Source organism: Devosia crocina (assembly GCF_900116545.1).
In the GTDB taxonomy this organism is placed as follows: Bacteria; Pseudomonadota; Alphaproteobacteria; order Rhizobiales; family Devosiaceae; genus Devosia; species Devosia crocina.
Genome location: NZ_FPCK01000001.1, coordinates 1,861,472 through 1,877,236, shown reverse-complemented (window position 1 = coordinate 1,877,236; position 15,765 = coordinate 1,861,472). Strand labels below are relative to the sequence as shown.

At 60.0% G+C, this 15,765-nt stretch carries 8 protein-coding genes; 6 read left to right on the top strand and 2 right to left on the bottom strand.

Translation table 11 applies throughout. The annotated features are described in order from the left end of the window. Positions 1-380 precede the first annotated feature (380 nt). Together rpoB and rpoC are read left to right on the top strand one after the other, a co-directional pair. Positions 381-4,517, top strand: coding sequence for a DNA-directed RNA polymerase subunit beta (gene rpoB / locus BM364_RS09110; RefSeq protein ID WP_092423492.1), 4,137 nt, complete (start codon positions 381-383; stop codon positions 4,515-4,517). 80 nt (positions 4,518-4,597) lie between these two features. Then, positions 4,598-8,782: a DNA-directed RNA polymerase subunit beta' gene (gene rpoC, locus BM364_RS09105; protein WP_092423490.1), complete on the top strand. Its 4,185-nt coding sequence runs from the start codon at positions 4,598-4,600 to the stop codon at positions 8,780-8,782. Between the two features lie 212 nt (positions 8,783-8,994). Here rpoC and BM364_RS09100 read toward each other — a convergent pair whose 3' ends face one another. Next, positions 8,995-9,837, bottom strand: coding sequence for an aldo/keto reductase (locus BM364_RS09100; RefSeq protein WP_092423488.1), 843 nt, complete (start codon positions 9,835-9,837; stop codon positions 8,995-8,997). A gap of 68 nt (positions 9,838-9,905) precedes the next feature. After that, positions 9,906-11,012, bottom strand: a complete 1,107-nt coding sequence (locus BM364_RS09095; RefSeq protein ID WP_092423486.1) for an NAD(P)-binding domain-containing protein — start codon at positions 11,010-11,012, stop codon at positions 9,906-9,908. A 480-nt stretch (positions 11,013-11,492) separates the two neighbouring features. Here BM364_RS09095 and rpsL point away from each other — a divergent pair, with 480 nt between their 5' ends. The 4 genes from rpsL to tuf all read left to right on the top strand — a co-directional run bounded on the left by rpsL (position 11,493) and on the right by tuf (position 15,711). Then, on the top strand, positions 11,493-11,864 hold the full coding sequence (rpsL, locus tag BM364_RS09090; protein WP_035080811.1) for a 30S ribosomal protein S12: 372 nt from the start codon (positions 11,493-11,495) through the stop codon (positions 11,862-11,864). A gap of 14 nt (positions 11,865-11,878) precedes the next feature. Continuing rightward, a complete protein-coding gene (gene rpsG / locus BM364_RS09085) occupies positions 11,879-12,349 on the top strand; it encodes a 30S ribosomal protein S7 (RefSeq protein WP_092423484.1) in 471 nt (156 codons plus the stop codon). A 12-nt stretch (positions 12,350-12,361) separates the two neighbouring features. After that, positions 12,362-14,452 (top strand): elongation factor G, encoded by a 2,091-nt coding sequence (gene fusA, locus BM364_RS09080; protein ID WP_092423482.1) that lies wholly within the window; start codon positions 12,362-12,364, stop codon positions 14,450-14,452. A 68-nt stretch (positions 14,453-14,520) separates the two neighbouring features. Continuing rightward, complete coding sequence (gene tuf, locus BM364_RS09075) at positions 14,521-15,711, top strand: elongation factor Tu (RefSeq protein WP_092423480.1); 1,191 nt, start codon at positions 14,521-14,523, stop codon at positions 15,709-15,711. Positions 15,712-15,765 lie beyond the last annotated feature (54 nt).

Below are 15,765 nucleotides of genomic sequence, written 5' to 3'. Positions count from 1 at the left end.
GATGGCGCTATATGTGCCATCTCGCTTTCTCGTTTTTACGAGACGATCCGCCGGGCCGATTGGATGGGTTCTGGCGCCAATTTGCGGAAATATATGACGATTTTGGATGTCGCGGGCACGTCGAAGCCTTTGATGACCTCGCTTTGGGTTTGCTCCCAAACGGGGCTTTAGCTGTTTTTCACGGATCTGTGATCCTGCCCTTGGGTCCGGGGTGGGGTTGGATGCGACATCGCTTGGACCGCTAGAAGTGCCTAAAGGGCAAATATCCCGAGCGCCGACGGCTGATAGTCGGGTCTTTGGATATCTGCCTCCGAGATACGCAAAAATGGAGCGCCCGGTCTGGCTGGAACGGTGCGCGACAACCAGAAACAGGAGCTTTCATGGCTACCACGTTCAACGGCCGCCGCAAGGTACGCAAATCCTTCGGTTCCATCCGCGAAGTCACGGATATGCCCAACCTGATCGAAGTCCAAAAGGCTTCCTACGATCAGTTCCTCATGGTCGACGAGCCTAAGGGCGGTCGGGCCGATGAAGGGCTGCAGTCCGTTTTCCGTTCGGTTTTCCCGATCACCGACTTCTCGAACACCGCTTCGCTCGAATTCGTGCGCTACGAATTCGAACAGCCCAAGTATGACATCGACGAGTGCCGTGCGCGCGACATCACTTTCGCTGCCCCGCTCAAGGTCACGCTGCGGCTGATCGTGTTCGAAGTGGACGAGGAAACCGGCGCTCGTTCGGTCAAGGACATCAAGGAGCAGGACGTCTATATGGGCGACATGCCCTTCATGACGTCGAACGGCACCTTCATCGTCAACGGCACCGAACGCGTCATCGTTTCCCAGATGCACCGTTCGCCTGGCGTGTTCTTTGATCACGACAAGGGCAAGACCCACTCTTCGGGTAAGCTCCTGTTCGCTGGGCGCATCATCCCCTATCGTGGTTCCTGGCTCGATATTGAATTCGACGCCAAGGACATCGTCTATGCGCGCATCGACCGTCGCCGCAAGATTCCGGTCACCTCGCTGCTCAAGGCGCTTGGCATGGATGCCGAGGAAATCCTCGACACTTATTACAACACGCTGAATTACGAAAAGACCGATAGCGGCTGGCGCGTGCCCTACGATGCGGAAAAGTGGAAGGGTGCAAAGCCGAGCCACGATCTCATCGATGCCAAGACTGGTGACGTCGTCCATGAAGGTGGCAAGAAGCTTTCGGCCCGCCAGGCCAAGAAGCTGGCTGAAAACGGTCTGACCCACCTTTTGGCAACCGATGCAGATCTTTTCGGCGCCTACATTGCCGAGGACATCGTCAACCTCAAGACCGGCGAGATCTATGCCGAAGCCGGCGACGAGCTCGACGAAAAGCTGCTGACCAAGCTGGTCGAACTCGGCTTTGACGAGCTGCCGATCCTCGACATCGATCACATCACCATCGGGCCCTATATCCGTAACACGCTTGCCGTGGACAAGAACGAGAGCCGTGAAGACGCGCTCTTCGACATCTATCGCGTAATGCGTCCGGGTGAACCCCCGACCGTCGACACCGCCGAAGCCATGTTCCAGTCGCTGTTCTTCGACAGCGAGCGCTATGACCTCAGCGCCGTTGGCCGCGTCAAGATGAACATGCGTCTCGAGCTCGATGCGCCAGACACCATGCGGACCCTCCGCAAGGAAGACATCGTCGAAGTCGTCCGCACCCTGGTCGACCTTCGCGACGGCCGTGGCGAGATCGACGACATCGACAATCTTGGCAACCGCCGCGTTCGCTCCGTCGGCGAACTCATGGAAAACTCCTACCGTCTTGGCCTGCTCCGCATGGAACGCGCCATCAAGGAGCGCATGAGCTCGGTCGAAATCGACACGGTCATGCCGCAGGATCTGATCAACGCCAAGCCGGCTGCTGCCGCTGTGCGCGAGTTCTTCGGCTCGTCCCAGCTGTCGCAGTTCATGGACCAGACCAATCCGCTCTCCGAAATCACCCACAAGCGCCGTCTCTCGGCTCTTGGACCGGGCGGTCTCACCCGTGAGCGTGCTGGCTTTGAAGTTCGCGACGTGCATCCGACGCACTACGGCCGTATCTGCCCGATCGAAACGCCGGAAGGCCCGAATATCGGTCTGATCAACTCGCTCTCGACCTTTGCCCGCGTCAACAAGTACGGTTTCATTGAAACCCCGTACCGCAAGATCGTCGATGGCAGGGTGACCGATGAAGTAGTTTATCTGTCGGCCATGGAAGAAGCCAAGCACTACGTGGCTCAGGCTAACGTCAAGGTGAATGCGGACGGTACGCTGTCCGATGACCTGGTCGTTGCCCGTCACGCAGGTGATAACGGCCTGACGCCCAAGGAAAATGTCGACTTGATGGACGTTTCCCCCAAGCAGATGGTGTCGGTCGCCGCTTCGCTGATCCCGTTCCTTGAAAACGACGACGCCAACCGTGCTCTCATGGGCTCGAACATGCAGCGTCAGGCTGTGCCGCTGCTGCGCGCCGAGGCTCCTTTCGTGGGCACCGGCATGGAGCCGATCGTGGCCCGTGACTCGGGCGCTGCCATCGTTGCAAAGCGCAAGGGCGTTGTCGACCAGGTGGACGCGATGCGTATCGTTATTCGGGCAACCGAAGAAACCGATGCATCCAAGTCCGGCGTCGACATTTACAACCTGATGAAGTTCCAGCGATCGAACCAGTCGACCTGTATCAATCAGCGACCGCTGGTTGTCGTGGGCGACCATATCAACGCCGGCGACATCATCGCTGACGGCCCCTCGACCGAACTGGGCGATCTCGCTCTCGGCCGCAACGTGCTCGTCGCCTTCATGCCCTGGAACGGCTACAACTTCGAAGACTCCATCCTTCTGAGCGAGAAGATCGCGATGCAGGACGTCTTCACCTCGATCCACATCGAGGAATATGAAGTCATGGCCCGCGACACCAAGCTTGGTCCGGAAGAAATCACGCGCGACATTCCGAACGTTTCGGAAGAAGCGCTGAAGAACCTCGACGAAGCCGGCATCGTGCACATCGGTGCCGAAGTGCAGCCGGGCGACATCCTCGTTGGCAAGATCACCCCCAAGGGTGAATCGCCGATGACGCCGGAAGAAAAGCTCCTCCGCGCCATCTTCGGTGAAAAGGCTTCCGACGTTCGCGATACCTCGCTCCGCGTTCCGCCGGGCGATGCCGGTACTGTTGTTGAAGTGCGCGTGTTCAATCGCCACGGCATCGACAAGGACGAGCGCGCCATGGCCATCGAGCGCGAGGAAATCGAACGCCTCGCCAAGGACCGTGACGACGAACAGTCGATCCTCGACCGCAACGTCTATGCCCGTCTCAAGGAAATGCTGTTCGGCAAGGCCGCGACCGCAGGTCCGAAGGGTTACGTCGTCGGCACCAAGCTCAATGATTCCATCTTCGAGGCGCAGCCGCGTTCGAAGTGGTGGCAGTTTGCGATCGAAGACGACAAGGTCATGACCGAGATGGAAGCTCTTCATGCTCAGTATGAAGAGAGCCGTCGTCTGCTCGAGCAGCGTTTCATCGATAAGGTCGACAAGCTCCAGCGCGGTGATGAACTTCCGCCGGGCGTGATGAAGATGGTCAAGGTCTTTATCGCGACCAAGCGCAAGATCCAGCCGGGCGACAAGATGGCCGGCCGTCACGGCAACAAGGGTGTGGTTTCCCGCATCGTGCCTGTCGAGGACATGCCGTATCTTGAAGACGGCACTTCCGTTGACATCGTGCTGAACCCGCTCGGCGTGCCTTCGCGCATGAACGTTGGCCAGATTCTTGAAACCCACCTGGGTTGGGCCTGTGCCGGCATGGGCAAGAAGATCGACCAGATGGTCCGTGCCTATCAGCGCAATGGTGACTTGAAGCCGCTACGGTCCGAAGTCCAGGAGCTCTTTGCTGGCGACACCGCCATCACCGATCTCGACGACGATGGCATGATCCGTCTTGGCGAGCACCTGTCCAAGGGTGTTCCGATCGCGACCCCGGTGTTCGATGGCGCCAAGGAAGCCGACATTGTGGTTCTGCTCGAAAAGGCAGGCCTCAAGGCTTCGGGTCAGTCGACCGTCTTCGATGGCCGTAGCGGTGAGCAGTTCGATCGTCAGGTGACGGTTGGCTACATCTATATGCTCAAGCTCGACCACCTCGTGGACAACAAGATCCACGCGCGTTCGATCGGTCCTTACTCGCTCGTTACCCAGCAGCCGCTGGGCGGCAAGGCGCAGTTCGGCGGTCAGCGTTTCGGCGAGATGGAAGTGTGGGCCCTCGAAGCGTATGGCGCTGCTTATACGCTGCAGGAAATGCTCACCATCAAGTCGGACGACGTTGCTGGTCGTACCAAGGTCTACGAAGCGATCGTCCGTGGCGACGACACCTTCGAAGCGGGCATCCCGGAAAGCTTCAACGTCCTGGTCAAGGAAATCCGTTCGCTCGGTCTCAATGTCGAACTCGACATGCGCGAACAGGACGAACAGGGCCGGGCCGAAGAGCTCGCACCTCCTCAGGAAGCGGCGGAATAATCCGGCACTTCCAACCCCATTCACCTTCCTTGCCGACCGTCAGCCTGGCTGCGGTCCGGCAGGGATAGAGGAGAGAACTGATGAATCATCATTCCCACGTCATGGACCCGTTCAACCCGTCCGTCCCGGTGCAGACCTTCGATCAGATGAAGATCTCCATCGCGTCGCCGGAAAAGATCCTTTCCTGGTCCTATGGCGAAATCAAAAAGCCCGAGACCATCAACTACCGTACGTTCAAGCCTGAGCGTGACGGCCTCTTCTGCGCGCGTATCTTTGGCCCCGTGAAGGACTATGAATGTCTTTGCGGCAAGTACAAGCGCATGAAGTTCAAGGGCGTCATCTGCGAAAAGTGCGGCGTTGAAGTTACCCTCAGCCGCGTTCGCCGCGAGCGCATGGGCCATATCGAATTGGCCGCGCCCGTCGCCCACATCTGGTTCCTCAAGTCCCTGCCGTCGCGTATCGCGCTTCTGCTCGATATGACGCTCAAGGATATCGAGCGCATCCTCTATTTCGAGAACTATGTGGTTCTCGATCCCGGTCTGACCCCGTTCACTCAGAACGAGCTTCTGACTGAAGAGCAGTACCTCGACGCCCAGGACGAATACGGTGCCGACAGCTTCACCGCCAAGATCGGCGCTGAAGCCATTCGCGATATCCTCCTGAATCTCGATCTCGAAAAGATCGCGGCTGACCTGCGCGTCGAAATCGCCGAAGCGACCACCGAACTCAAGCCCAAGAAGCTCGCCAAGCGCCTCAAGATCGTCGAGCAGTTCATCGTTTCGGGCAACAAGCCCGAATGGATGATCATGACCGTCATTCCGGTCATCCCGCCTGAACTCCGCCCGCTCGTCCCGCTGGACGGCGGCCGCTTCGCCACGTCCGATCTCAACGACCTCTATCGTCGTGTGATCAACCGCAACAACCGCTTGAAGCGCCTGATCGAGCTCCGTGCCCCGGACATCATCATCCGCAACGAAAAGCGCATGCTGCAGGAAGCTGTGGACGCGCTGTTCGACAACGGCCGCCGTGGCCGGACCATCACGGGTGCCAACAAGCGACCGCTCAAGTCGCTGTCCGATATGCTCAAGGGCAAGCAGGGCCGCTTCCGCCAGAACCTGCTCGGCAAGCGCGTCGACTATTCCGGCCGTTCGGTCATCACCGTGGGTCCTTACCTGAAGCTCCATCAGTGCGGTCTTCCCAAGAAGATGGCCCTCGAGCTCTTCAAGCCGTTCATCTACTCGCGTCTTGAAGCCAAGGGCCTCTCCTCGACCGTCAAGCAGGCCAAGAAGCTTGTTGAAAAGGAAAAGCCAGAAGTCTGGGATATCCTTGACGAAGTGATCCGCGAGCACCCGGTTCTCCTGAACCGCGCGCCGACGCTTCACCGTCTTGGCATTCAGGCATTCGAGCCGATCCTGATCGAAGGCAAGGCCATCCGTCTGCACCCGCTCGTCTGCTCGGCCTTCAACGCCGACTTCGACGGCGACCAGATGGCCGTGCACGTCCCGCTCTCGCTGGAAGCCCAGCTCGAAGCGCGCGTGCTGATGATGTCGACCAACAACATCCTGCATCCCGCGAACGGTCAGCCAATCATCGTGCCGAGCCAGGACATCGTTCTCGGTCTTTATTATCTCTCGCTGATGAATGATGGCGAGCCGGGTGAAGGCATGGCGTTCGCGTCCTATGCCGAGCTCGAGCACGCGCTCGACACCAAGGTCGTCACGCTCCACACCAAGATCAAGGCACGCGTGCCGGCTTGGGACGAGAATGGCAAGCAGACCACCGAGATCGTGGAAACGACCCCGGGCCGCATGCTGATCGGTCAGATCCTGCCGACCAACCCGGCTGTGCCGTTCGCAACGGCCAACCAGCTGATGACCAAGAAGATGATCTCCAAGATGATCGACACCGTTTATCGCGGTTGCGGTCAGAAGGAGACGGTCATTTTCTGTGACCGCGTCATGCAGCTCGGCTTCAAGAATGCTTGCGATGCTGGCATTTCGTTCGGCAAGGACGACATGGTCATCCCGCAGAGCAAGTACACCATCGTCGAAGAGACCCGTAAGCTGGTCGAGGAATTCGAACAGCAGTACAATGACGGCCTGATTACCCAGGGCGAAAAGTACAACAAGGTCGTCGACGCCTGGGCCAAGTGCGGTGACAAGGTTGCCGAGGAGATGATGAAGGGCATTGCTGCCGTTCAGATCGACGCGGAATCCAAGCGCCAGAAGCCGATCAACTCGGTCTACATGATGAGCCACTCCGGTGCGCGTGGTTCACCGGCCCAGATGAAGCAGCTCGCCGGCATGCGTGGCCTCATGGCCCGTCCCGACGGCTCGATCATCGAAACGCCGATCACCGCAAACTTCAAGGAAGGTCTCAACGTTCTCGAGTACTTCAACTCGACGCACGGTGCCCGTAAGGGTCTGGCCGATACCGCGCTCAAGACGGCGAACTCTGGTTACTTGACCCGTCGTCTCGTCGACGTGGCGCAGGACGCGATCATCGTTTCCGAGGACTGCGGCACCGAACGCGGCCTCACCATGGAGCCGATCGTTGATGCCGGCCAGATCGTGGCTTCGCTCGGTCAGCGCATCCTCGGCCGCACCACGGCTGACGATGTGTTCCACCCGCTGACGGGTGATCTCATCGCTCCCAAGGGCACGCTGCTCGAGGAAAAGCATGTCGACGTGATCGAAGAGGCTCGTATTCAGTCGGTCCGCATCCGCTCCCCGCTGGTCTGTGACCTGCGTCAGGGCTGCTGCGCCGCCTGCTATGGCCGCGACCTTGCTCGTGGTACTCCGGTCAATATCGGTGAAGCTGTCGGCGTCATCGCCGCCCAGTCCATTGGTGAACCCGGCACTCAGCTCACCATGCGTACGTTCCACATCGGTGGTACGGCCCAGGTGGTCGACTCGTCGTTCCTTGAATCCGGCGCCGAAGGCAAGATCGAGATCCGCAACGCCAACCTCGCAAACGTCGAGGGCGGCAAGCAGGTCGTCATGGCTCGTAACGTGGCGCTCGCCATTGTCGACAACGAAGGCAAGGAACGCGCCACCCACAAGGTGACCTACGGCTCCAAGCTTCTCGTCAAGGAAGGCGATACCGTTCGTCGTGGTCAGCGTCTGGCCGAATGGGATCCGTACACCCGTCCGATCCTGGCCGAAGTGGAAGGCGAGGTTCTGTTCGAGGATCTGGTCGATGGTGCTTCCGTTGCGGAAAACACCGACGAAGCTACCGGCTTCACCAAGCGCGTGGTTATCGACTGGCGCGGCAATCAGCGCGGTGAAGGCCTCAAGCCCGCACTCGCCATTGCCCGCGGCGGCTCGGTTGCCAAGGTGGATCGTGGCGGCGACGCCAGGTACCTGCTCTCCGTCGACGCCGTTATCGCGGTCGAGCCGGGTGAAAAGGTTGCCCCGGGTGACGTTCTCGCACGTATTCCGCTTGAAAGCGCCAAGACCAAGGACATCACCGGCGGTCTGCCGCGTGTGGCCGAACTGTTCGAAGCCCGCCGTCCGAAGGATCACGCTATCATCGCCGAGATCGATGGCACCATCCGCTTCGGCCGCGACTACAAGAACAAGCGTCGCGTCATCATCGAGCCGACCGAAGCTGGTGCAGATCCGGTTGAATACCTGATCCCGAAGGGTAAGCCGTTCCACCTCCAGGAAGGCGACACCATCGAAAAGGGCGAATACATCCTAGACGGCAACCCCGCTCCGCATGACATCCTTGCCATCAAGGGCGTCGAGGAATTGGCGCGCTACCTCGTCAACGAGATCCAGGAAGTTTACCGCCTGCAGGGCGTGTTGATTAACGACAAGCACATCGAAGTGATCGTTCGCCAGATGCTGCAGAAGGTCGAGATCGTTGAACCGGGTGACTCTGGCCTGCTCAAGGACGAGCAGCTCGACAAGCTCGACTTCGATGAACTCAACGACGCGCTCGTGGCCGAAGGCAAGAAGCCGGCAACCGCAAACCCGGTCCTGCTCGGCATCACCAAGGCGTCGCTGCAGACCCGCTCCTTCGTGTCGGCGGCCTCCTTCCAGGAAACCACCCGCGTGCTCACCGAAGCTGCCGTCTCCGGCAAGGCCGACCTTCTCGAAGGCCTCAAGGAAAACGTCATCGTCGGCCGCCTTATCCCGGCCGGTACCGGTGCTGGCCAGTCCAAGGCCAAGCAGATCGCTGCCAAGCGCGACGACCTCATCCTCGAGGAACGCCGCCGTCAGGCCGAAACCGTCCAGATCGCAGCACCTGCTGCCGAGTAAGGTCGGAAATCCAATCAAGGAAAAGGGGCCCGCATGGGCCCCTTTTTATTTGCTCCGGCTTTTGGTGCGTTTCACCCCAACGGTATGCCATCCGCTCCTTTTGGTAACACCGTTGAGCCGCCGGCAGATCCCTAACCCTTTGGAGAGGGGCAGGCCGTGAGGAGACCCTGGGAGCCACAGTGCCCATGGCGTACCCTGACCGTCCCGATCCCTCAAAACAGCTCGTTATTATCTTCCGGCTGGGGCAGGGTCTTGCCGTCAGGCCGATCGAGCGCATCGATCCGTCTGACCTCTTCACCGGACAAAACGAAATTCCAGACATCGAAGTTGTCCTTGGCGCGTTCGGGCTTGCTGCTCTTGGGCAGCACGATCAGGTTCTGCTGCAGGTGCCAGCGGATGATCACCTGCGCTGGCGACTTCCCGTGCGTTTCGGCGATCCTTCCGATGACCTCGTTGTCGAGCAGCTTGCTGTCCTTGCCCCCAAGAGGGCTATAGCACTCGATCTGAATATCGTGGCTGCGATGCCACTCGCGGATGTCGCGCTGCTGATAGGCGGGATGCAGTTCCAGCTGATTGACCGCAGGCGTCACTCCGGTCTCATCGATGATGCGCTGGATATGCTGGGGCAGGAAATTGGAAACCCCGATCGAGCGCACCTTGCCGGCCTTTTGCGCTTCCACAAAGGCCCGCCAGGTATCGGCATAGCGATCGTGCTGGGGCGCTGGCCAGTGGATCAGAAAGAGATCGAGATAATCGAGCTGCAGCCGGGCCAGCGATTCATCGAGCGAACGCAAGGCGCTATCATAGCCTTGGTGTCCGTTGCGCAGCTTGGAGGTGATGAACAGCTCTTCGCGGCCCACCGACGCTTCCGCGATGGCCCGGCCGACGCCGGCCTCGTTGTCATAACCCTGCGCGGTGTCGATATGCCGGTAGCCTGCATCGATCGCGGCGCCGACCACCTTGGGGGCATCGTCCTCTTCAAGCCTCCAAACGCCAAAGCCGAGCTGCGGAATGGACTTGCCGTCGTTAAGGGGCAGGGTAGGGTTCTCTTGCATACGGAATTCTCCTTTGTCCGACCTGCCTAACGGCTGGGTCGGAGAGAAGCTCCCTTGCGCGCCACCGGTTAAGCCCCTGGGGACCTCGCCAGCCCAAGGAAAGTGGTGAGCTCACGCGCTGCAGCGCCGCCGGCCCTATTTGCTCCGATGGTAGAGGCGGAGGGGCCGTATCCCACCAGATGCACCCGAGCATCCCGGGCGACCTGTGTGGCGAGCCGCCCAATCATGGTGATGCCGCCGCTGTCTTCGCGCAGCTGTAAGGGCGCCAGATGGTCGAGCGCGCTGCGAAATCCCGTACACCAGAGGATCACGTCGACCTCAAGCTCGGTGCCATCAGGCCAGCGAACGCCATGAGGCAGGATTTCTGCGAACATCGGCTTGCGCTCGAGCGCACCGCGCTGCCGCATTGCCTCAATCGCCGGCGTCACCGGCAACCCTGTGACCGAAACGACGGCCATGGGCGGCAAACCAGCGCGCACCCGCTCCTCTACCATCGCCACGGCCTTTCGTCCGGCCTCCTCGGTGAACGGCCCCTCGCGCCAGCGGGGCGGCGTCCGGGTCACCCATGTCGTCCGTGTCACCTGAGAAATCTGATCGAGCAGCTGGATCGCCGAAATACCCCCGCCCACGACCAGCACATGTTTGCCAGCGAAAACTTCAGCTGTGCGATAGTCCCGCGTATGAAGCTGCTGCCCCTGAAATGTCGCGGCGCCTGGATACTCCGGAATATAGGGATTCTCCCAGGTGCCGGTTGCGTTGATCAATCCCCGCGCCGAAAACACCGCCCGGTCGCTTTCGACGCGCAGGCGATCCCCGCGGTCGCAAACCACGCTTACCCGCGCGGGTCGCAAGACCCTCAGGCCGAAATGCTCTTCATAAGCTGCGAAGTAGTGCGGCACGGCCACCGATGCCTTCACCGTGCCGTCTCCTCCAGCGAATTCTGCAAAGCCGAGGCCCGGCAGGTCATGAACACGATTGACGGTGTTGAGCGTCAGGGAAGGCCAGCGATACTGCCACGCGCCGCCCGGTTGCGGCGCCTCGTCAAGCACCACGAAATCTTTTCCTGGCTGAAGTCCCAACCTTTGCAGATGATAAGCCGAGCTCAATCCAGCCTGACCGGCCCCGATCACTGCGATATCCACTTTGATGGCGAGGCGCGTCTTGTTTTCGGTCACGCTGCAGGCTCCGTCTGACCCGCCTCATCTATGTCGATCCCAAAGACGGGGCAAGGGCAGGGCGGAGGTGTCCCGCAAAGAGACTCTGTTAACCTTTGCCGAACGGTATTGATTGGATCCGTCCACTTCCCCATAACCGCTCGAGAGGGCCAAACATGCCGAAATGCATAGCTCTCCCGCGGATTATTTAGCGAAAGAATCCTTGACGGAGCGAGTCAACGGTTCTAAACAGCGCCTACCTTAGCGGTCGGTCGTGGTCGTCACACCGGGTCCCTGCCACCTAGCGCGGGAATCCAGGACGATCAAACACACTGTCGGGTGACTAGACGAAGCAAATCCTTGTGCGCATGACTGCCCATCTTATGTGGGGTGGTCCGCTGCAATTGGGGCGCCGCCGATTCCCGGAAGGGTTCGGATGAGCGCCACTTTGGTTTGTGTGTTTAGACCGAACTAGAATTTTTGGACGATGGAAAGAGCGCAATGCCCACCATTAATCAGCTGATCCGCAAGCCACGCGCCAGCAAGCCAAAGCGGAACAAGGTTCCGGCCATGGAAGCAAACCCGCAAAAGCGTGGTGTGTGTTCCCGTGTGTACACGACGACCCCGAAGAAGCCGAACTCGGCTCTGCGTAAGGTCGCCAAGGTTCGCCTGACCAATCAGCGCGAAGTGATCTCCTACATCCCGGGTGAGGGTCACAATCTGCAGGAGCACTCCGTTGTGCTCATTCGCGGCGGTCGTGTTCGCGACTTGCCGGGCGTTCGCTATCACGTGCTCCGCGGCGTTCTCGACACGCAGAGCGTGAAGGACCGCAAGCAACGCCGGTCCAAGTACGGCGCGAAGCGTCCGAAGTAAGGAGAATTTGAGTCATGTCCCGTCGCCACCGCGCCGAAAAGCGAGAAGTTATTCCGGATCCCAAGTTCGGTGACCTCGTCGTTTCCAAGTTCATGAACTCCCTGATGCTGGACGGCAAGAAGTCTGCCGCCGAGTCGATTGTCTATGGCGCATTCGACATTGTCGAAGCCAAGACCAAGCAGGATCCGATCACCGTGTTCCACAACGCCCTGGACAATATCCGTCCGGCCGTTGAAGTGCGTTCGCGCCGCGTTGGTGGTGCAACCTACCAGGTTCCGGTTGAAGTCCGCACCGACCGTCAGCAGGCTCTGGCCATCCGCTGGCTCATCGAATCCGCACGTAAGCGCGGCGAAAACACCATGCGCGAACGCCTCTCGGGCGAACTCATGGATGCGATGAATGGCCGTGGTCAGGCCGTCAAGAAGCGCGAAGACACGCACCGTATGGCTGACGCCAACCGTGCATTCTCGCACTACCGCTGGTAGTAGGAGCGCCCAATGGCACGCGAATACCCAATTAATCTGTATCGTAACTTCGGCATCATGGCGCACATCGATGCTGGCAAGACGACCACGACCGAACGCATCCTCTACTACACCGGCAAGTCCCATAAGATCGGCGAAGTCCACGACGGCGCTGCGACCATGGACTGGATGGAGCAGGAGCAGGAACGCGGCATCACCATCACCTCCGCTGCCACCACGACCTTCTGGAAGGATCGTAATGGCACGATGCACCGCTTCAACATCATCGACACGCCCGGCCACGTCGACTTCACCATCGAAGTCGAGCGCTCGCTCCGCGTGCTCGACGGTGCCGTCGCTCTGCTCGACGCCAATGCCGGCGTTGAACCGCAGACCGAAACCGTCTGGCGTCAGGCTGACAAGTACCATGTTCCCCGTCTCATCTTCGTCAACAAGATGGACAAGACCGGTGCTGACTTCTACCGCTGCGTCGAGATGATCGGTTCGCGCCTTGGTGCGCGTGGCGTTCCCGTCCAGCTTCCGATCGGTGCCGAGAACGAGTTCAAGGGCGTTGTCGACCTGATCGAGATGAACGCTCTGGTCTGGCGCAACGAAGAGCTCGGTGCACAGTGGGACGTCGTGGAAATCCCGGCCGACCTCAAGGACAAGGCCGAGAAGTATCGCGAAGCCATGATCGAAGCCGCCGTCGAAATGGACGATGCGGCCATGGAAGCCTACCTCGAAGGCGAAGTGCCGAACAACGACACCATCCGTCGTCTTCTGCGCAAGGGCGTCATCGACACCAAGTTCTTCCTGGTGTTCGCGGGTTCTGCCTTCAAGAACAAGGGCGTCCAGCCCCTGCTCAACGGCGTCATCGACTTCCTGCCGTCCCCGATCGACGTCCCTGCTATCCAGGGCATCGATGCCAAGACCGAAGCGCCGATCGAGCGTCATGCTGACGACAGCGAGCCGCTCTCGATGCTAGCCTTCAAGATCGCCAACGACCCGCACATGGGCTCGCTGACCTTCTGCCGCATCTATTCGGGTCACCTCGAAGCCGGCGTCAGCCTGGAAAATACCGTCAAGGGCAAGCGCGAGCGCGTCGGCCGTATGTTCCAGATGCACGCCAACAGCCGTGAGCAGATCACTGAAGCCTTCGCCGGCGACATCGTCGCTATCGTTGGTCTCAAGGATACCACCACGGGTGATACCCTGGCTCCGTCCAACTCGCAGGTTATCCTCGAGCGCATGATCTTCCCGGATCCGGTGATCGACATCTCCGTCGAGCCCAAGTCCAAGGCTGACCAGGAAAAGATGGGCCTTGCCCTCAACCGCCTGGCTGCTGAAGATCCGTCTTTCCGCGTCAAGACCGACGAGGAATCGGGCCAGACCATCATCTCGGGTATGGGCGAACTTCACCTCGACATTCTCGTCGATCGCATGAAGCGTGAGTTCAAGGTCGAAGCCAATATCGGTCAGCCCCAGGTGGCTTACCGTGAGACGATCACGCGCAAGACCGACAAGGACTACACCCACAAGAAGCAGTCGGGTGGTTCGGGTCAGTTCGCACGTATCAAGATCACGGTCGAACCGGGCGAAGTGGGCAAGGGCCTCGAATTCGTCAACGCCATCGTCGGCGGCGCTGTTCCTCGCGAATACGTCCCGGGCGTCCAGAAGGGTATCGAATCGGTCATGGGCGCAGGCCCGCTGATCGGCTTCCCCGTAGTCGACGTGAAGGTCACCCTCACCGATGGTGCCTACCACGACGTCGACTCCTCGGTCCTGGCCTTCGAAATCGCCGGCCGTGCAGGCTTCCGTGAAGCCCTGCGTGAAGCTGGCCCGAAGATCCTTGAACCGATCATGAAGGTTGAAGTTACGACGCCGGATGAGTACATGGGCGATGTCATCGGCGACCTCAACTCTCGTCGTGGGCAGATCCAGGGCACTGAAAGCCGTGGCGTTGTCCAGGTCGTGAATGCGTTTGTGCCGCTTGCAAACATGTTCGGATACGTGAACTCGCTGCGCTCCATGAGCCAGGGTCGTGCACAGTATTCCATGGTGTTCGATCACTACGAACAGGTTCCGCAGGCTGTCGCCGACGAAGTCCAGGCCAAGTACGCCTAAACCAGCGCAAGCTAGTCAAAAACTCAACTGAATGTCGGCCTTTGCGCTGACGAATTTGGAGAAAAGCGATGGCGAAGGAAAAGTTTTCCCGCTCCAAGCCGCACTGCAACATCGGCACCATCGGTCACGTTGACCATGGCAAGACCTCGCTGACCGCGGCCATCACGAAGGTGCTGGCTGAAACCGGCGGCGCGACCTTCAAGGCGTACGACCAGATCGACGCGGCCCCCGAAGAAAAGGCCCGCGGCATCACCATCAACACCGCCCACGTCGAGTACGAGACGCAGAACCGTCACTACGCTCACGTCGACTGCCCCGGCCACGCTGACTATGTGAAGAACATGATCACCGGTGCTGCCCAGATGGACGGCGCGATCCTCGTCGTGTCGGCTGCTGACGGCCCGATGCCGCAGACCCGCGAGCACATCCTGCTCGCCCGTCAGGTCGGTGTTCCGGCTCTGGTCGTGTTCCTGAACAAGTGCGACATGGTCGACGATCCGGAACTGCTCGAACTCGTTGAGCTCGAAGTGCGCGAACTGCTGTCCTCGTACGAGTTCCCCGGCGACGATATCCCGATCACCAAGGGTTCGGCCCTGGTTGCTCTGGAAAACGGCGACCCGAAGCTCGGCCACGACGCCGTGCTCGAACTGATGCGCACCGTTGACGAGTACATCCCGCAGCCGGAACGCCCGATCGACCAGCCCTTCCTGATGCCGATCGAAGACGTGTTCTCGATCTCGGGTCGTGGTACCGTCGTGACCGGCCGTGTCGAACGCGGCATCGTCAAGGTTGGCGAAGAAGTCGAGATCGTCGGCATCAAGGCAACCCAGAAGACCACCGTGACCGGTGTCGAAATGTTCCGCAAGCTGCTCGATTCGGGTGAAGCTGGCGACAACATCGGCGCACTGATCCGCGGTATCGACCGCACCCAGGTGGAGCGCGGCCAGGTTCTCTGCAAGCCCGGTTCCGTGACCCCGCACACCGACTTCACGGCTGAGGTTTACATCCTCACCAAGGAAGAAGGTGGCCGTCACACTCCGTTCTTCGGCAACTACCGTCCGCAGTTCTACTTCCGTACCACGGACGTGACCGGTATCGTGACCCTTCCCGAAGGCACCGAAATGGTGATGCCGGGCGACAACCTGAACATCAACGTTCAGCTGATCGTGCCGATCGCCATGGAAGAGAAGCTCCGCTTCGCTATCCGTGAAGGTGGCCGTACCGTTGGTTCTGGCGTCGTCGCCACGATCCTGAAGTAAGCCTTGCTAAGTTAGTCGCGGCGCGCGATGAAGCGCGCCGCGATCCTTTTTCGT